At 58.5% G+C, this 18,577-nt stretch carries 16 protein-coding genes; 5 read left to right on the top strand and 11 right to left on the bottom strand.

From position 1 onward, the window contains the following. Positions 1-24 precede the first annotated feature (24 nt). Entirely contained in the window at positions 25-375 is a 351-nt protein-coding gene (locus ABLV75_RS09410) for a nitrous oxide-stimulated promoter family protein (RefSeq protein WP_004104880.1), read from the top strand. A 177-nt stretch (positions 376-552) separates the two neighbouring features. Here ABLV75_RS09410 and sitD read toward each other — a convergent pair whose 3' ends face one another. From sitD to ABLV75_RS09365, 9 genes are all read right to left on the bottom strand, one after another. Further along, positions 553-1,407, bottom strand: coding sequence for an iron/manganese ABC transporter permease subunit SitD (gene sitD / locus ABLV75_RS09405; protein WP_004104879.1), 855 nt, complete (start codon positions 1,405-1,407; stop codon positions 553-555). Further along, positions 1,401-2,249, bottom strand: a complete 849-nt coding sequence (gene sitC / locus ABLV75_RS09400) for an iron/manganese ABC transporter permease subunit SitC (RefSeq protein WP_004104878.1) — start codon at positions 2,247-2,249, stop codon at positions 1,401-1,403. Before sitC ends, sitD begins: the two co-directional genes overlap by 7 nt. After that, positions 2,246-3,067: a manganese/iron ABC transporter ATP-binding protein gene (locus ABLV75_RS09395; RefSeq protein ID WP_004104877.1), complete on the bottom strand. Its 822-nt coding sequence runs from the start codon at positions 3,065-3,067 to the stop codon at positions 2,246-2,248. Before ABLV75_RS09395 ends, sitC begins: the two co-directional genes overlap by 4 nt. Beyond that, positions 3,064-3,981 (bottom strand): metal ABC transporter substrate-binding protein, encoded by a 918-nt coding sequence (locus ABLV75_RS09390; RefSeq protein WP_004104876.1) that lies wholly within the window; start codon positions 3,979-3,981, stop codon positions 3,064-3,066. Before ABLV75_RS09390 ends, ABLV75_RS09395 begins: the two co-directional genes overlap by 4 nt. Before the next feature lie 177 nt (positions 3,982-4,158). Beyond that, positions 4,159-5,121 carry a LacI family DNA-binding transcriptional regulator gene (locus tag ABLV75_RS09385; RefSeq protein ID WP_004104875.1) on the bottom strand — a complete coding sequence of 321 codons (963 nt, stop codon included), beginning with the start codon at positions 5,119-5,121 and terminating at the stop codon, positions 4,159-4,161. Between the two features lie 56 nt (positions 5,122-5,177). Next, positions 5,178-6,092 (bottom strand): ROK family protein, encoded by a 915-nt coding sequence (locus ABLV75_RS09380; RefSeq protein WP_004104874.1) that lies wholly within the window; start codon positions 6,090-6,092, stop codon positions 5,178-5,180. A gap of 245 nt (positions 6,093-6,337) precedes the next feature. Next, positions 6,338-6,652, bottom strand: a complete 315-nt coding sequence (locus ABLV75_RS09375) for a PTS lactose/cellobiose transporter subunit IIA (RefSeq protein ID WP_004104873.1) — start codon at positions 6,650-6,652, stop codon at positions 6,338-6,340. 23 nt (positions 6,653-6,675) lie between these two features. Beyond that, positions 6,676-7,998 (bottom strand): PTS cellobiose transporter subunit IIC, encoded by a 1,323-nt coding sequence (locus ABLV75_RS09370; protein ID WP_004104872.1) that lies wholly within the window; start codon positions 7,996-7,998, stop codon positions 6,676-6,678. 9 nt (positions 7,999-8,007) lie between these two features. Then, the gene (locus ABLV75_RS09365; RefSeq protein ID WP_004104871.1) at positions 8,008-8,322 is read right to left on the bottom strand and encodes a PTS sugar transporter subunit IIB; all 315 of its coding nucleotides are present in this window, start codon (positions 8,320-8,322) and stop codon (positions 8,008-8,010) included. Positions 8,323-8,496: 174 nt separating this feature from the next. Here ABLV75_RS09365 and ABLV75_RS09360 point away from each other — a divergent pair, with 174 nt between their 5' ends. From ABLV75_RS09360 to ABLV75_RS09345, 4 genes are all read left to right on the top strand, one after another. Beyond that, a complete protein-coding gene (locus ABLV75_RS09360) occupies positions 8,497-9,768 on the top strand; it encodes a PTS cellobiose transporter subunit IIC (RefSeq protein ID WP_016809474.1) in 1,272 nt (423 codons plus the stop codon). Between the two features lie 223 nt (positions 9,769-9,991). Continuing rightward, on the top strand, positions 9,992-11,329 hold the full coding sequence (locus ABLV75_RS09355) for a carbohydrate porin (RefSeq protein ID WP_004104869.1): 1,338 nt from the start codon (positions 9,992-9,994) through the stop codon (positions 11,327-11,329). Between the two features lie 15 nt (positions 11,330-11,344). After that, a complete protein-coding gene (locus ABLV75_RS09350; RefSeq protein ID WP_187145408.1) occupies positions 11,345-13,537 on the top strand; it encodes a CBM35 domain-containing protein in 2,193 nt (730 codons plus the stop codon). Positions 13,538-13,591: 54 nt separating this feature from the next. Next, a complete protein-coding gene (locus ABLV75_RS09345) occupies positions 13,592-14,992 on the top strand; it encodes a glycoside hydrolase family 1 protein (RefSeq protein WP_004104867.1) in 1,401 nt (466 codons plus the stop codon). Between the two features lie 223 nt (positions 14,993-15,215). Here ABLV75_RS09345 and ABLV75_RS09340 read toward each other — a convergent pair whose 3' ends face one another. Both ABLV75_RS09340 and flhA read right to left on the bottom strand, forming a co-directional pair. Beyond that, the gene (locus tag ABLV75_RS09340) at positions 15,216-16,172 is read right to left on the bottom strand and encodes an alpha/beta hydrolase (protein ID WP_200795608.1); all 957 of its coding nucleotides are present in this window, start codon (positions 16,170-16,172) and stop codon (positions 15,216-15,218) included. A gap of 117 nt (positions 16,173-16,289) precedes the next feature. Further along, positions 16,290-18,362: a formate hydrogenlyase transcriptional activator FlhA gene (gene flhA, locus ABLV75_RS09335; RefSeq protein ID WP_004104864.1), complete on the bottom strand. Its 2,073-nt coding sequence runs from the start codon at positions 18,360-18,362 to the stop codon at positions 16,290-16,292. Positions 18,363-18,577: the final 215 nt, after the last annotated feature.

The following is an 18,577-nucleotide window of genomic DNA, read 5'->3' as shown; positions in this document are numbered from 1 at the left end:
CATCTTTTTCGGGAGGAACAGGCGATGGCGGGCAAACGTATTGCGCGGGAAAAAAAGACCATTAGCAGCATGATCGCGCTCTACCAGCGCCGCTGCCCGGAGGCCCGTGACGATACCGAACACTATCAGGCGCTCAACGCCTATGCCGACAAGCGGCTGGATAGGTGCGTATTTGGCGAAGAAAAGCCGGCCTGCAAGCAGTGCCCGGTGCACTGCTATCAGCCCGCGAAACGCGAAGAGATGAAGCAGATTATGCGCTGGGCGGGGCCGAGGATGCTCTGGCGGCATCCGATCCTGACGATTCGCCACCTGATCGATGATAAACGCCCGGTGCCGGAGTTACCGGAAAAGTATCGACCCAAAAAGCCGCAATAAACTCCCCGGCTTGCGCTGCGCTTAGCCGGGCTACAATTCGTGCGGTCTGTAGCCCGGATAAGGCGTCAGCCGCGATCCGGGGCCTCGCTGGCCTAAAAAATGGCGAATTTTCCCCGGAGGCGATGCTGCGCATCTGTCCGGGCTACGTCCTACGGGAGAGGTAGGCCGGGTAAGGCGTCAGCCGCGACCCGGGGCCTCGCCGGAACGGGCTGTGGTCTGACTATCGCGAACCGACGTCCAGACAAACGCGATAACGAACAGGACGGTAAACAGCACCACAATGGTCGGCGCCGGGGCGCTGTCGAGATAAAACGACAGCCACACGCCGCCCAGCGAACAGCTTAACGCTATCGCCACCGCCAGCAGCAGGGCGCTGACAAAACGTCGCGTCAGCAGCAGAGCGATCGCCCCCGGCGCTATCAGCAGCGAAATCGACAAAATGATCCCCACCGCTTTCAGCGTCGCCACGATGGTCAGCGCAATCATGCACAGTAGCCCATAATGCAGCAGCCCGCAGTGCAATCCGCTGGCCTTCGCTTGCTGCGGGTCAAAGGCGTGCAGCAGAAAGTCACGCCACTTAAACCCGATAATTAGTGCTATTCCCAGTGCGATCAGCGACGTTTGCGCAATATCGCCGGCGGAAATTCCCAGCATATCGCCAAACAGAATATGATCGAGATGCACCTCCGACTGAATCGACACGTACAGCACCAGGCCCGCGCCAAACATCCCGGAAAACACGATGCCCATGATCGTATCGCGTTTAATGCGGCTGTTATCGTCGAGATAGCCGGTGGCGATGGCGCAGAATAACCCGGCGATAAACGCGCCGATGGCGAAGGGGATACCGAGGATATACGCTACCACTACCCCCGGAAAAATCGCGTGGCTCATGGCATCGCCCATCAGCGCCCAGCCTTTGAGCACCAAAAAGACCGACAGCAGCGCGCAGGGAACGGCAACGATCGTCGACACCAGCATGGCGTTGACCATAAAGGAGAACTGAAAAGGTTCAAGCAGCGCGCTCAGCATGAGGCCTCCCTGGCGCGGCGACGGCTGGCGAGCAGGCCGTGCTTCGGCGCGAAAACAAAAGCGGCTAAAAACAGCAGCGTCTGGGCGACGACGATAATCCCGCCGGTCGCCCCGTCCAGATAGTAGCTCAGCCAGGCGCCGAAAAAGCTGGTCAGGCTGCCAATCGCAACGGCAATCGCCAGCAAGCGCGGGAAGCGATCGGTCAACAGCCAGGCGGTGGCACCGGGCGTCACTACCAGACAAATCACCAGAAACGCGCCGACGGTTTGCAGCGCCGCCACGGTACAGGCCGCCAGCAGGGTAAAGAACAGCAGCTTTAACCCGCTGGTGTTGAGGCCAATCGAACGAGCGTGGCTTTCATCGAAAAAGGTCACCATCAGGTCTTTCCACTTCAGCAGCAGAATCGCCATCGAAATAAAGCCAATCGCCGCCAGCTGAATAATATCCTCCGGGGCAATTGCCAGAATATTGCCGAGAATAATGGTCTGGATATTCACCGAGGTCGGATTCAGCGACACCATAAACAGGCCAATACCGAAAAAAGAGGAGAAGATCAGGCCGATAATCGCGTCTTCCTTCAGCTTCGAGCGCTGGTTAAGAAACAGCATGCTGCCCGCGGCCAGCCCGCCGGAAAGAAACGCCCCCAGCGCAAAGGGCAGACCGAGCATATAAGCGCCCGCCACGCCGGGGACAATGGAGTGGGAGAGGGCGTCGCCAATCAGCGACCAGCCTTTGAGCATCAAGTAGCAAGAGAGAAATGCGCACACCCCGCCTACCAGGGCCGAAACCCACATCGCATTCAGCATATAGTGATAACTAAACGGCTCCAGCAGCCAGCTCATCTTTCGCCCCCCGCCGCCCGGCGGCTGATAAATGGCCGCTCATCGTCGGTAATAATCCGCTCTTCCGCGCCGCTCAGCACCACGTGGCGCAGCACGCCGCTAAACGCCAGCTCGAGGTTTTCAGCGGTAAAGGTGCTTTCCGTCGGGCCGCTGGCCAGCACGGTGCCTTTGACCATCACCGTGTAGTCGCAGAATTCGCTTACCGAACCGAGGTTGTGAGTGGAAACCAGCATGGTGCAGCCTTCGTCGCGCAATTCCCGCAGCAGCTCGATGATGCGCGCTTCGGTCTGCACGTCGACGCCGGTGAAGGGTTCGTCCAGCAGGATGACTTTTCCCTGCTGAGCGATAGCGCGGGCCAGAAAGACGCGTTTTTTCTGGCCGCCGGAGAGTTCGCCGATCTGACGATGGCGGTACTCGCTCATGCCGACCCGCGCCAGGGCGGCGTCGACAATCTCATGGTCACGCGGTTTGGCCCGCCGTAGCCAGCCCATATGGCCGTAGCGCCCCATCATTACCACATCCTCCACCAGTACCGGGAAGGACCAGTCCACCTCTTCCGCCTGCGGAACGTAGGCGACGAGATTCTGCCGCAGAGCGCGATTAACCGGCTGACCGAGAATCGCAATATCGCCCTTTCCGACGCGCACAAAGCCCATCAGCGCTTTAAACAGCGTCGATTTTCCCGAGCCGTTCACGCCGACCAGCGCGGCGATAGAGCTGCGCGGGACGCAGAACGAGGCATCGCGCAGCGCGGTGTGGCCGTTGCGGTAGGTGACGCTGACGTTGTTGACCGCGAGGCCCGGCTGCTCATGGCTCATGCCTGTTTCCTTAGTCCGTCGTTGATGCCCTGGACGATGGTTTGGGTCGTAACGCGCAGCAGGTCGAGGTAGGTCGGCACCGGGCCATCGGCGGTACTCAGGGAGTCGACGTACAGGACGCCGCCATAGTGGGCGTCGGCTTCCCGGGCCACCTGACGCGCCGGTTTATCGGAAATGGTGCTTTCGCTAAAAATGGTCGGGATCCGCTCTTTCTTCATGGTGTCGATGGTTTTGCGCACCTGCTGCGGGGTACCCTGCTGGTCGGCGTTGATCGGCCACAGATAGCGCTCCTGCAGGCCGTTATCGCGGGCCAGGTAAGAAAACGCGCCCTCGCTGGTCACCAGCCAGCGCTTATCCTGCGGCAGCTTCGCCAGTTCCGCCTTCAGCGGCGCCATGGTCTGACGGATCTTCTCTTTGTAGGCTTCGGCGTTGTGGCGATAGGCGTTGGCGTTTGCAGGATCGTATTTCACCAGCGCGTCGCGAATATTATCGACATAGATCAGCGCGTTGTCCGCCGACATCCACGCGTGCGGGTTGGGTTTGCCGTTATACGGCCCTTCGCTGATGCCCATCGGCTGAATGCCGTTACTGACCACCACTTCCGGTACCCCGTTCAAGTGCTGATAGAAGCGCGCAAACCACAGTTCAAGATTCAGGCCGTTGGCGAGGATGAGCTGCGCGCCCTGCGCGCGTTTGATATCCCCGGGGGTCGGCTGATATTCATGGATCTCGGCCCCCGGTTTGGTGATGGAGCTGACGTCGGCGGCGTCGCCCGCGACGTTTTGCGCCATGTCGGCGATCACCGTGAAGGTGGTAATCACTTTAAATTTCTCTTTGGCCTGGACGGGGGCGACGGCCAGCAGCGCCAGAGTCGCGGCAAACATCAGATGCTTCAAAGGTGGCAGGTGCAGCATAAGGTCCCTCACAACGTTGCGGTTAATTAATCAGCATTTATAGCCATTGCTATGTTATATAGCATAAGCTATTTATAAATGAAAATAATTCTTATTTAGATATGAGGCGAATGATTAGCGTGGAAACCAGCGGTGCGTGCGGAAAAGGCCCGGCCAAAGGGAGGTCGGGCGCTAAAATCAGGAGAGATCGGCCACCGACTGGCGGGGGATCAGGCGGCCCGCCAGCGTGCGCCCTTCGGGAGAGAAGGCGGGGCGCTCGTCAATCAGGTTGCGGATACGCTGCAGGCAGTTCTCCATCAGCTGCTCCAGCGGCCAGGAGATACAGGTCAGCGGCGGATTCAGCAGCGAGGCGAGGGGAGAATCCTCCAGGCTCAGCAGCGAAACCTCCTGCGGTACGGCGATGTTGAATTCGCGCAGCAGGCGCATCGCTTCGGCGGCGTAGCGGTCGCGTTTCACGATAATCACCGAGTATTTGCTGAAGCTGTTGATCAGCGTCAGCAGCGCCTGTTCAACGTTGTCGTTGGCCGCCAGCATCAGCTGCCGGTTAAAAGGGATGGAGTAGTTTTGCAGGACGTTGCGATAGCCTTCGAGCATCTGGCGGCTGGCGTCATCGCTGTCGCTATCAATAAGCAGAGCGATATTGCGATGGCCTTTGCCGATCACGTAGCGGCAGGCGCTTTCGGTAGCAAAAGCGTAGTCATAGCCCTGATTATTGACCCCGGCAATGCTGAAACGGTCAAAAGAGATCACGTTGCGCGGCGCATCCGCCGGGACGGCGCCGAGTACCACTACCGCCACGCACTGACGCTGTAGATCATCGACGACCGCCGCCTGTTCCGCCGCATCCGTGACGTACTGAACAATCAGGTTCTTATTCAGCCCCTTCAGCGCTAATGAAAGCATCGGCAGCAGGCGCGCGCCGCTGCTTTCATCGTTTGCCGGGATCACCAGCCCCACGTGATTGGATGTTTGACTGGCGAGGTTTTGCGCGGCAAAGCTCGGGCGGTAGTTAAGTTCTTCTACCGCGCGCAGCACCGCTTCCCGGCTCTCTTCGCGCACGCCCCGGGTGCCGGTCAGCACGCGGGATACCGTCGCTCGGGAGACATTCGCTAATCTTGAAACATCATCAATGGTTGGCATGGCTTTTTCTGTCTGAATATTTTCGCCTAGCTTAGCATACCTGCTGAAAAAAGTGTCTACCGGCGGGGGCCTTCAGCAGCGGCCAGAACCGGCAGCCAGGCCGCGCCGCGCACGCCGCTGGCGTCGCCGAAGCGCGCCTTTTTGATCTGCGTTCGGCAGCTGTCGGAAAAGAGATACGGGACGATGGCCGACGGCAGCTGCTCGTAGATTTGCCCGACGTTGGAGAGCCCGCCGCCCAACACAATCACCTGCGGATCGAGGATATTGATTACCGAGGCCAGGCTGCGGGCGAAAGCGTCAATAAAATGCCGCCAGTGGGCCAGCGCCTGCGGTTCGCCGTTTTGCGCGGCGGCGATAATCGCTTCCGCAGGCGCCTGTTCGCCGTAGCGGCGGGCAAAGCCGGTGCCGGAAATAAAGCTTTCGATGCAGTTCTCTTTGCCACAGTAGCAGGGCTGCGCCGGACCGTCGCGCTCGGGGCAATAGCCCGGCAGAGGATTGTGTCCCCACTCGCCAACGATGGCGTTAGGCCCGCTGAGTAGCCGTTGGTTCACCGCGATGCCGCCGCCGCAGCCGGTACCGATAATAACGCCGAATACGGTCGTTGCCCCCGCGCCCGCGCCGTCCACCGCTTCAGAGAGGGTGAAGCAGTCGGCATCGTTCGCCATCCATACCGGTTGACCAAGTTCCCGCATCAGGTCATGACGCAGGTCGTGGCCGTTGAGCACCAGACAGTTACAGTTTTTAATCAGGCCGCTTTGCGGGTCGATAGCCCCCGGCAGGCCGATGCCGATAGTAAACGGCCGTTCGCTCCAGTCGCTGACGGTCGCAATCAGCCCGAGCAGCTGCTGCATAAACGCCTGATAGCTCTCTTTATGCGTCGGACGGCGCTGGCGATAGAAGCATTCGCCCGCCGCGTTGAGCAGGACGGCTTCCATTTTGGTGCCGCCAATGTCTAAACCCAGATGTAGCATAGTTATCCTTAATCGTGGTCGACGGTTTCCCGGGCCGCGACGTTATCCGCGATGCCAGCCGGTTTTCTCCGGGAGGGCGCTACGCGTGCAGTCCGGGTAGCCCGGCTAAGCGCAGCGCGAGCCGGGAAGTCAGCCAGGTGACATGAGCATTTACCGTTTTCCCGGGTTGCGGCGTCAACGCCTTACCCGGGCTACGTCATCCGCGATGCAGGCCGGTTTTCTTCTCTCCCCTGGAGAGGTGAGCCCTACGCGTGCAGCGGCCGCGAGCGGTAAATGGCGATCAGTTCGCCGATCAGCTCTTTCGCCAGAATCGAGGTCATCAGATGATCCTGAGCGTGAACCATCACCAGGGTCATTTTGGTTTTACCCTCGCCTTCGTCGGCTTCAATCAGCTGGGTCTGTACCCGATGCGCTTCGCGGGCAAAATGCGCCGCTTCTTTCATTTTTTCGTCGGCGGCGGCGAAGTCCCCCGCTTTAGCGCAGCTCAGCGCTTCGTAGCACAGGCTGCGCGACTGCCCGGCGTTGATGATAATACCCATCACCTGTTCTTCTAATTCCATGACAAACCTCTGAATAGTATGAATTATGCGGACTGCGGCGCGCCTTCAGCCTGGGCGGCGGCGTTAGCGTGCTCCTGCTCCAGCAGCTGTTTTTCGTAGGCTTTGAGGAACGGCAGATACATCACCATCGCCGTCGCCATACAAATCAGGCACATGATCACCGGGCTAAAGCTCCAGTTTGCCGCCCAGGAGGCGCCGATAGGGGCCGGCGTCGTCCACGGCGTCATCGACACCACGCGGCTGACCAGGTCCAGCTTCAGCGCAAAGTAGGCCAGGGTCGCGTTGACCATCGGCACCAGCACGAACGGCAGGAAGAACAGCGGGTTCATGATGATCGGCGCGCCGAACAGAATCGGTTCGTTGATGTTAAATACGCCCGGCACCACGCCCATCCGGCCAATCGTCCGCAGATGCACGGCCTTGCTGCGCAGCAGCATCAGCGCCAGCGGCAGGGTGGAGCCGACGCCGCCGATCAGCAGATAGTGATCCCAGAAGCCCTGGACATAGATATGTGGAATCGCGGTGCCTGCGGCCATCGCCGCCTGGTTGATCGACAGATTCGCCATCCAGAACGGATTCATAATCCCGGTGACGATCAGCGCCCCGTGAATGCCGGCAAACCACAGCACCTGGCACACCAGTACCGACAGCAGGATCGCCGGTAGGGTATCGGAAGCCGCCACCAGCGGTTTCACCAGCGACATGATCGCTTCCGGAATGATCATGCCCAGTTGCGCTTCGATAAACAGGTTCAGCGGATGCAGCGTCAGCACGATCGCCAGCACCGGGATCAGGATCTCGAACGAGCGCGCCACGCCCGCCGGAACTTCAGGCGGTAGACGGATCGTAATGTTGTGGCGTTTGAGAAAGGCGTACAGCTCGGTAGAGTAAATCGCCACCAGAATTGCGGTAAAGATCCCCTGGCCGGAGAAGTAGGCGGTAGAGATCTGGCCATCTTTCAGCGGCGCGGCCACCAGCAGAAACGACATCAGCGACAGCATCCCGGCGGTCAGCGAGTCCAGGTTATGGTGCTTCGCCAGGCTGGCGGCGATCCCGACGGCGATAAACAGCGTCATCACCCCCATGCTGAAGTTAAACGGCAGCATCAGCGCATCGCGATGATCGAGCGAAAATTGCAGCCAGGCGCGGGCAAAGCCCCACGTCGTATCCGGGGAGAACGGCGGGAAGATAAACACCAGCAAAAACGAGCCAACGATCATAAAGGGCAGGGCGGTAATGAAACCGTCGCGGATGGAGGTGACGTATTTTTGCTGGCCGATCGCCCCCGCCATAGGCGTGATCTTCTGTTCAATCACGGCGATCAGCTTCGCGTACAGAGAGCTCATGATCTTTCCTTAGTTTTTGTTATCGATAAGGGAAAGCGCGAAATCCAGCACGGCGCCACCTTTCTGCATGCCGTAATCCATCATGTTGATGGGTTCCACGCGGATCCCGTATTTATCAGCCTGTTTTTGCAGATCTTTCTGCATGTATTTCACCTGCGGCCCCAGCAGGACCACCTGGTAATGGCCGACCTGTTGATCGAACTCCGCGACGCCAAAGGCGTTGATCTCTACGGGCAACCCGCGCTGCTCGGCCTCGGCGATCATTTTTTTCACCAGCAGGCTGGTGGACATGCCCGCGGAACAGCACAACATTATCTTTTTCATATATCGCTCCTGATGAGTGGGATGCGCCGACTATAGTCACAACGGATATAAAACGGAAAGCGCTTTCCGTTTGTGGATTTATTTATTGTGACCACGATCACCTATGACGGGCTTTTACTTTACACAGGAGTGCGCGATCATCCTGGCGACTACTCTCTTCTGAAAGGCAGGATTATGAACATTCAGTTAATGAATGTTGCCGTCGATATCATCGAGCAGCGGCTGGCGCCGCTGGCCAACGTTCTGACGCGCAATAACCACATTACGGCGATGCGCGACAGCTTTGCGCTGGCGATGCCGTTTGTGATCGTCGGAAGCTTGCTGGTGCCGATTTTGTTTCCGCCCGTTTCCATCGACGGCGCATCGGCTTTTGGCCAGTTCTATTTCCAGCTGCGGCCTATTCTGCTGCCGACTTTTGAACTGACTATCGGGCTGGTGGCGCTGATTGTGGCCTTCGGCGCCAGCGCCAGTCTTGCCAAGCAGTACCGGCTACCGGAGCGGCTCTGCGGGCTGACCGGCTGCCTGGCGTTTTTGCTGTTTATCGGCTTTCGCGACAACGGCGCGACCAATATTTTTCTTGGCGGAATGGGGATTTTTACCGCGCTGATATCGAGTACTTACTCCATTGAAATTGTACGCTTTTTCTATAAGAAAGGCTGGTGCATCCGCCTGCCGGAAGAGGTACCGGTGATGACCCGTAACGGCTTTCAGCTACTGATTCCGCTGCTGGTGGTGATGCTCTCTATTAGCGTCATTAACGCGCTGCTGTTGCAAAGCACCGGGCGCATTTTACCGGAGCTGATTAGCGAAGCGGTACGGCCGCTGGTGGTGGCCTCCGATACCCTAACCGCGGTTTTAATATCGTTATTTATCTGCAACCTGCTTTGGTTTGTCGGTATTCACGGCGCGCTAATTATCACCGGGATTATGAACCCGTTCTGGATGACCTATCTGTTTGAAAACCAACAGGCGCTGGCCGCCGGTTCCGCCACGTTACCGCATATTTACCTGCAGGGATTCTGGGATTTCTACCTGCTAATCGGCGGTATCGGCTCGACGCTGCCGCTGGTTTTTATGGCGATGCGCAGCCGTTCCCGGCAGTTGAAAAGCGTCGGGAAAATTGGCCTGCTTCCCTCGCTGTTTAACATTAATGAGCCGATATTGTTCGGCTTTCCGATTATCATGAACCCGGTTTTTCTGCTGCCGTTTATTTTTGTGCCGCTGATAAATGCCTGTATCGCCTGGTATTTAACCCATTTGGGGATTCTCGACCGGGCGGTGGCGATGCTGCCGTGGTCGATGCCGGCGCCGCTCGGCGCGGCGTGGTCAGCCAACGGTAGCTGGAAAAACTTATGCATGTGCCTGTTCGCTATTTTTAACGCCTGGATGCTCTATCGCCCGTTCTTTAAGGTCTACGAACGCCAGCTTGCCGACGCTGAACGCTAAGCTTTTCGCCTGTCTGCCCCAGCCCGCCCTGCGCGGGCTTTTTTATTTCTGCCAGAATATGTGAACTCCATCACGAATATTTGCCTGCTATCGTTAAATTTGTGAACTCATCCGGCAATTACGGAAAGCGCTTTCCGTTTGTGGATGTACATTTCCTTTTTTGATCCGTAAATTTCCTCCCGTTCTCAGGCAGTGTTAATAAAAAAATAACCAAGGATAAAAAATGATCAGGCTAAATCATTCAATACCTCTGTCTTTACTTGCCCTTGCGGTGATGAGCGACTGCGCCAGCGCCGATCCGAAGTACGATTTTATGCTGCATGGCTATATCCGTTCAGGGATCCTTGCCAACGCCGACGGCAATCGCGCTGACTCCGTTGGCCTGATGCCGGACGGCAAGTGGCGTCTGGGCAACGAAGAAGATACCAAGATCGAACTGATCCCAACGGTGACGTTAACCTCGGACAGCGGCGTGGTGGCAAAAGTCCAGGCCAACATCACCCATCAGTCAAAATGTACCTCTGACTGGAACTGTCAGGACGACGACGGGCATGATGTGCAGTTCCGCGAAGGTTTTGCCGAACTGTCCAACCTCGACTTTGCCCCGGAGATGACCTTCTGGGCCGGTAAGCGCTACAGCAGCTCCAACACCTCCAGCCATCAGTTTGACTGGGAGTACATTCAGTACAACGGCACCGGCGGCGGCTTCGACAATATGGATCTTGGCTTCGCGCGCTTCGATGCCGGGGTTTACGCCTTCTCGCCGACGGACGAAACCAAAGCCTACCCGGTCGACAAAGGCGATCAGGGCTATCCGGATGATTACTCGCTCAACCTGTGGCTGAAAAAGATCGGCGGCACCGGCTTCGATCTTGAGCTGATTGGCCACCACATGAACCGCAACGAGAAGCACCCGACCTCGGCGGAAAAAGGCTACGGCGTGACCGGCGTTTACAACTTTGACGGCTTTTACGGCCTGACCGGCGGCTACTCTCGCGTGGTCTTCCAGTACGGACGCGGCCTGGCGGCGGGAGACTCGCTGGGTAAAAACGGCTGGGGCTGGGCAAACCTCGACGATACCCAATCCTGGCGCGTGGTGCTGGATAACATGGCCTCGCTCGGCGACTGGGAAATCTCCACGTTCGCCTACTATCAGAAAGACAAAAACTACCGCTGGTGGACGGAAGACGCCGAAGGCTGGGGGCGCACCAGCTGGGTGGCGGGGATTCGCCCGTATCAGCAGATCACCAAAAACTTCGCCATGCAGTACGAGCTGGGCTACGAATATCTCGACGATAAAAACTACAAAGGCGTGGACGGCAAGGGCAAAGGCGGCCTGACTAAAGTGACCATCGCGCCGACCCTGACCTTTGATTCCGGCTTCTGGACGCGCCCGCAGTTGCGCTTCTTCGTCACTTACGCGAAGTGGGATAAGGGGGTGTCCGACGCGCTGGACGGCAACTACGACTGGAGCACCAATACCCTTTCCGCCGGTAGCTACTCGCGCAGCGGCGATACCGACACGCTGAACTTCGGCGTGCAGGCCGAAGTCTGGTTCTGAGGAGAGATAACGATGATTAAGCCGGTGAAAAAACTGATGCTCGTCGCGCTGCTTTCGGCGCTGGGAAGCGCAGGCGCGATGGCCGCGGAGCAGTCGCACTTTGAACACTTTATTACCCGCGACGGCGCGACGTTAAAAGATGGCGACAAGGTGTTCCGCTTTGCGGGCATTCATGCGCCGGAGCTGCATCGTATTGAAGACGACGCGCGCGGCACCTGTAAAGCCGACTCGCGCGGCTGGGGGCAATACTTCCGCTGGCCGACGGCGGAGGAACAGGAAAACTGGATTAAAGCGCTGGTGCAAACCGGCGCCAGGGCGCAGCGGGTATACGTGCTCTCGGTGCAGCAGACGTTTGACGAGGCCTGCGGTCGCGAAACCCATATTCTGGCTCCGGAAACCGCCGACGACATGCCGCGTCTGAACGAAAAGGCGATGCGGGTGTACGACAACATGATCGCCGAGGCGGACAAACAGGGTCTGCGCCTGATTCTGCCGTTTATCGATCACTGGTGGTGGTGGGGCGGTCGCGAGCAGCTGGCGGCGTTCTACCACGAAAAGCCGGAGGATTTTTACCGTACCGATAGTAAAACCTTCAAGGCCTATCTGGACGTGATTCGTCAGGTTATCACCCGTACCAACAGCGTGACCGGGCGCCCTTACTATGACGAAAAAGCGATTATGGCCTGGGAGACCGGCAACGAGCTGGAAGACACCAACGCGGCGTTCCTTCAGCAGACCGCCGCATGGATCAAAAAGTGGGCGCCGCATCAGCTGGTGGTGGATGGCACCTATAAGAAAATTAATGCGTTTGCGCTTAACGATCCCCATGTCGATATCGTCAGCAACCACTACTACACCAATGCCGATAACAACCATCCCGATCAGGTGAAAAAAGACCTGACGGCGGCCGCGGGTAAGAAAGTTTATATGGTGGGCGAATTTGGCCTGCTGGATGCGCAGCAGCTTAACGCCATTATGCAGTCGATCGTCCATAGCGAAGTCAACGGCGCGCAGGCGGCGGGCGGTTTAATCTGGGGCTTCCGCGGTCATCGTCACGATGGCGGTTTCTACTGGCATAAAGAGTCCACCGGCCACTACAGCTACCATTTGCCGGGCTTTCCGGTCGACGGTAAAGCCAATCAGGAGATGGAGGTGGTCGACCTGGTGCGGACCGCCGCGGCGCAGATGAACGGGCAGGAGAAAGCGCCGCCGCTGCCGAAGCCGGATGCGCCGACGCTGCGGGCGACGGACTCACCGTTTGCGATCAACTGGCTGGGGGCGGCGGTAGGGCGCGCTTATGATGTCGAGCGCGCCGATTCGGCATCCGGACCGTGGAAGGTCGTGGGGCGCGATATTTCGGACGGAGTTAACGAGTGGAACCCGCAGACGATGGATCTGTTCCGCGATGACTATCGCAGTCTGCAACTGGGGAATACGTACTATTACCGCGTCATTGCTAAAAACGAGAGCGGCAGTTCATCGCCTTCGAACGTGATTAGCGTGAAGCACACCCAGGCGAATCAGGCGCCGGAAGTCACGCTGGTGGAAACGCTCACCACCAGCCAGGACCAGGGCGTGCAGCTCAGCGCGAGCTGGCGCGATGACGGGCTGCCGGATCGCAACGTTAAGGTGAGCTGGAGCAACGGCGGCAACGCGCAGGCCCATATCTGCGCGACGGATAAAGCCGAAACCCGCGCCTGGTTTAGCGCCCCCGGTGAATACGCGCTGACCTTTAGCGCCGATGATGCTCTGCTCAAAAGCAGTAAAACCGTAAAGGTCACGGTGACAGAAGCCGTCGGGAAAGCGCCCGCTGATTACTGCCGTTTTAGCGGCGGGGTTGTGAACGTGACCGATGGCAAGATCGAGGCGGCGAAAAGCGAGAAAGACGCGCTGACGATTGACGAAGACGGCTTCCTCGGGCCGTTCGCCAACGATGGCGATAAGGTGAGCTGGCAGGTTGCCGCGCCGTGGGCCGGCAAGTATCAGCTGCAGGTGACGTTCAGCGGCAAATGGGGCGGCAAGAAAAACTCGTTTATCGTCAACGGCGGCGCGCCAATCGCGGTTGAATTCCCGCAAACCGATGAACAGGGCCAGCAGCTGCGGGTGCCGGTGGAGCTGAAGGCCGGCGATAACCGCATCGACTTCGGTAAATTCGCCGGCGACTGGGGCTACATGTTTATCAAATCGATTGAAGTGGTTGCAGAGTAGTGCTTATTGGCTGCGCCCGTTGGGCGCGGCCTTTTTTAACTTACAGGAGGCGTTATGACCCGGTATCAGTTTCCGGAAGGTTTTTTTTGGGGCGCGGCGGCATCCGGTCCGCAGACGGAAGGGATAAGCAATAAGCCGCATCGTTCTATTTGGGATAGCTGGTTTGCCGAACAGCCGGAACGTTTTTATCAGCAGATTGGGCCGCAAACGGTTTGCGACACTTACCATCAGTATCCCCAGGACGTGGCGTTGATGAAGCGGACCGGGTTCAACTCTTTTCGCACCTCGATTCAGTGGTCGCGGCTGATTGACGACTTCGAAACCGGCGCGCCCAATGCGGACGCGGTGCGTTTTTATCATGCCTACCTGGATGAGATGATTGAAAACGGCATCGAGCCGATGATCAACCTCTATCACTTTGACATGCCGGAAGCGCTGCAAAAGCAGTACGGCGGCTTTGAGTCGGCGCACGTGACCGATCTTTTCGCGCGTTTTGCCCGTACCGCTTTTGAGCTGTTTGGGCACAAAGTGAAATACTGGATCACCTTCAACGAGCCGATTGTGCCGGTTGAGGGCGGCTATCTGTATGACTTCCACTATCCCTGCAAGAAAGACGGCAGTCTGGCGGCGCAGGTGGCGTTTAACATTATGCTGGCCCACGCCAAAGCGGTGCGCGAGTTTCGCGCGCTGGCGCTGGAAAGCGAGATTGGCGTGGTGCTGAATCTGACGCCGTCCTATACCCGCAACGACAGCGCGGAAGACCAAAAAGCGGCGTGGTATGCGGATCTGTTCTTCAACCGCAGCTTCCTCGACCCGCTGGTGAAACATCAGTTCCCGAAAGCGCTGTGCGAAATTCTGGCCGCGCACGACTGTTTGCCGGAGGTGACAAAAGCCGACGTTGAGCTGATTACCGGATCGCGCGTCGATTTTCTCGGCGTTAACTATTACGTTCCGCGGCGGGTGAAAGCGCGCGAAAGCGACTATACGCTGGACTATTTCACCCCGGAGTTCTATTTCGAAAACTATGTGAATCCGCAAGGGCGCTTTAATCCTTATCGCGATAATAATGAGATTCTGCCGCAGGCGATTTATGACATTGCCGCCAATATTCGCGATAACTACGGCAATATAAAGTGGTTCCTCGCGGAAATTGGTATCGCGATGGATATCGAGTCGGAAGGCGAGCCGGGCGAGGACGGGGTGATTGACGATTCGTTCCGCATCGGCCTGATGGAAGAGCATCTGGTGCAGCTGCATCGCGCCATTGCCGACGGCGCGAACTGCTTTGGCGTGCATCAGTGGACCTTTATCGATAACTGGTCGTGGATTAACTCGTTCAAGCGCCGCTACGGCTTCTGGCGGCTCGACCTGCAAACCGGAGAGCGGCTGATAAAGCGCAACGCGCTGTGGTTTGCCGAACTGGCGACCAGCAACGGCTTCAGTTCTGATAAATAGCCCGGCAAAATCCCCCCGGAGGCGGCGCTTGACGCGCCTGTCCGGGCTACCAAACCGCACGAACTTGTAGCCCGGACAGATGCGCAGCATCGCCTCCGGGAAGTCATCCCCACCGGGGCTTCAGATGCCCTCCCCGGTGGCGGCTGACGCCTTACCGGGGCTACGAGGCCCCCACCGTCTGTGGACAGGTAGCCCGGCTAAGGCGTCAGCCGCGAGCCGGGGATTATCGGCGCGATTTGTTCATTTCCGCCAGCGAAGCTATCCAGTTCATCGCCAGCTGCGGCCATTCGGCGGCGGGCAGGCCCCGGGTCCCGCGAATACCAAATCCGTGTTTCCCCTCGGCGAACAGATGCAGCTCGGTCGGCACCTGCTGCGCGCGCAGGGCGTTAAACATCACCAGCGCGTTATCCACCGGCACGGAAGGATCGTCTACCGCGTGGAAAATAAAGGTTGGCGGCGTCTGCGGCGTGACGTTCTGCTCCGGTGAATAGCGATGCTGCCGCTCCGCCGTCGGCGTTTCGCCAATCAATGCCTTGCGCGATCCGGGATGGGCAATCGCCGGATCCATCGAAATCACCGGATAGCCGAGCACCGCGAAGTCCGGCCGCGCGCTCTGCCGATCAACCGCGTCCACGGCGACGTAAGCCGGTTCGCTATACCGGGTCTCCAGGCTGGCCGCCACGTGCCCCCCGGCGGAAAAGCCCATAATGCCGATTTTATGCGGGTCGATATGCCACTCGGCGGCCCGCGCCCGCAGGGTACGCAGCGCGCGCTGCGCATCGGCCAACGGTGCCTCGCTGCCTTCCGCGTGACCGTCCGCCGGCATCCGGTAGGTCATGACAAACAGGGTATAGCCACGGGCGTTAAATACCGGCGCGAGATCGCTGCCCTCTTTATCCAATACCACTCGCAGGTAAGAGCCGCCCGGCGTCACCAGCAGCGCAATACCGTTGGGCTTCTCCGGTGCGTAAACGGTAATTGTCGGAGCACGAATCCCGGTGACCGCGCGATCGGGCAGCGAGGGATCTTTGCTGCGCTCTACCAGCGATTCGCTCGCCGGGCTGTTTTTCGCGCCGGGGGCTTCACCGCCGGGCCAGACAGAAAAGGTGGGGAGAGAGGAAAATGCCGCCGGAGAAGCCAAAAGCAAAGCGATGGCGGCGGCCAGAGGTAAACGCGTCATAAGCATCTCCATTAAGGAAAAAGCTTATTTATCATTCATCAGGAACGGGTAAAGCGAGTTGTCTCACAGAACGCTGTTTCATTAAAAATAAAATGAAACAGCGTTTTAAGGTTATGCCTACTGCAGCTGGTCTTTATTAATACCCAACCGTTTCATGCGCGAAAGCAGCGTCGTGCGCTTTAATCCCAGACGCTGGGCCGCGCCCTTCGGCCCGGCGACCACCCCGTTACTCTCTTTCAGCACCCGGACAATGAGCTGGTATTCGTCTTCGCCCTCTTCGGGCAGCACTTCTGCCGGCAGCGGCTCAGTCTCGAGGCTCATTTCCGGCAGTGAAAGCTGCAGCACGCTGCCGCGGGTCAGCAGCACCGCGCGTTCAATGACGTTCTCCAGTTCGCGCACGTTACCCGGCCACTCCATGCGGCTAAGCAGGCGCAGCGTCTCCGCCGGAATGCTGTCGATATTGCGTCCGAGACGGCGGGCGATTTTAAAGGTGAAGGCCTTCACCAGCAGAGGAATATCCTCCGGCCGTTCGCGCAGGGGCGGCAGATGGATCGGGAAGACGTTCAGCCGGTAGTAGAGATCGCTGCGAAACTCGCGATCGGCGACCATCTGTTTAAGATCGCGGTTGGTGGCGGCGATCAGGCGCACGTCGGTGTGAATCAGCTTATTGCTGCCGAGACGCTCGAACTCCTGCTCCTGCAACACGCGCAGCAGTTTCGGCTGTAGTTCAATCGGCATATCGCCCACTTCATCGAGAAACAGCGAGCTTTTGTCCGCCAGTTCGAAACGGCCGATACGCTGGGCGCTGGCGCCGGTGAAAGCGCCGCGCTCGTGGCCAAACAGGTCGCTTTCCAGCAGCCCGGCTGGCATCGCCGCGCAGTTCATTTTGACCATCCGGCGGCTATTGCGGCCGCTCAGGTTATGAATAGCGCGGGCAATCAGCTCCTTACCGGTGCCGGTTTCGCCTAGGATCAGCACCGTACTGTCGCTCTGCGCCACCATCTCCACCTGCTTGAGCACGCTGTTCATGGCCTCGCTGCGGCCAATGATTTCGCCAAACTCGCTCTCAACGTTGTTGAGCTGTTCGGTCAGGGCGAGGTTCTCATCGACCAGCCGCTCTTTCAGCCGCTGAATCTCGCGGTAGGCGAGGGCGTTGTCGATGGCGATCGAGACGCGCTCGGCAATTTGCCGCAGCAGCTTGAGGTTGGTGGTGGTGAAGACTTTTTCATCGCACTGCGCCAGCTTCAGCACCCCAAGCAAAGTATTACCGGACATCAACGGCAGCAGGCACAGGGTCTGGATTTTGTTATCCCACATCTCGAAAAGCATTTTTTCGTACGGCGCCAGCGGGTCGTGCTCGTGGAGATTGAGCAGCAGCATCTCTTTGCTTTTGAATACCCGCTCGGTCAGGGTACCGGCTTCGTCCACTTCGCTCTGGTCATGTACCGGATGGCTGGCGTCGAGGTAGTGGGTGGAGTAGATATTGAGCTTACCTTTGCGGTTGCTGCGCAGTACCACGCTGATGGCGTCGATGCGGAAGTAGCGGTGGATCTCTTTGGCCACTTCGCTGACCAGCTCATCGATATCCAGCCGCGAGAGCACCGCGTTGGTGATCGCCACCAGGATGCGGAAGTTATCGCGTTCCCGGCACAGCAGGTCGTAATCGACGTTGTTGCTGACCCGGCTTTGGATCTGTTCGGTGACCACGGCAACGATTTGCGTAAAGGTGTGCAGCCGCTGGTACTCTTTTTCAGTCCACGGCCGGTTGTCGTCGCGAATAAATTCGCAGCCGCCGAAGATACGCCCTTCCGCCGCCAGCGGCAGCAGGCAGTAATAGCCAAAGTTGGGGTAGAGTCCGCTTACGGCGAGCTGCGGCCAGGTTTCGGCAAAGGTGGCGCTATCGCAATGCAGCGCATCCGGACGCGATAGCAGGCGTCGAACCGGGCCGTTGGCGAGGACGGTTTCATCTTCGTAGCTCACCGGCTGCCCCGCGTCGTCGCAGGCGTGCCGGATAGCGCGATGATTGCCGGAATGCCACAGAATAATCGCCGCCCGGTCGGCGAGCGCGGACTGCTGCACCAGGCCGGTCAGCGTCTCGCTCAGCGCGGCCAGGTCCGGCTGCTGTAATAAAATGCGGGTGATATCAAACAGACCCTGCTGCCCAAGATCGCCCATCGGTGTATACGACATTGCTTAAGTCCAAAAGCGCCGCAAAGCGGCGCAGAAGAAAGTGATGACACAAATAATAGTCTGTTAATAAAGCGGTTGTGACCGCCATTAACCCATCCGTGGGTGCCCGCTGGTTTGGGCTGGATAATCATGCAGGCTTTTCCCGGCTCGCGCTGCGCTTAGCCGGGCTACAGGTGTGCGCAGTGTTGTAGCCCGGATAAGGCGTTAGCCGCAAT

The organism is Klebsiella sp. CN_Kp066, from assembly GCF_040065135.1.
Taxonomy (GTDB): domain Bacteria; phylum Pseudomonadota; class Gammaproteobacteria; order Enterobacterales; family Enterobacteriaceae; genus Klebsiella; species Klebsiella oxytoca.
This window is presented reverse-complemented; position numbering and strand designations above follow the sequence as displayed.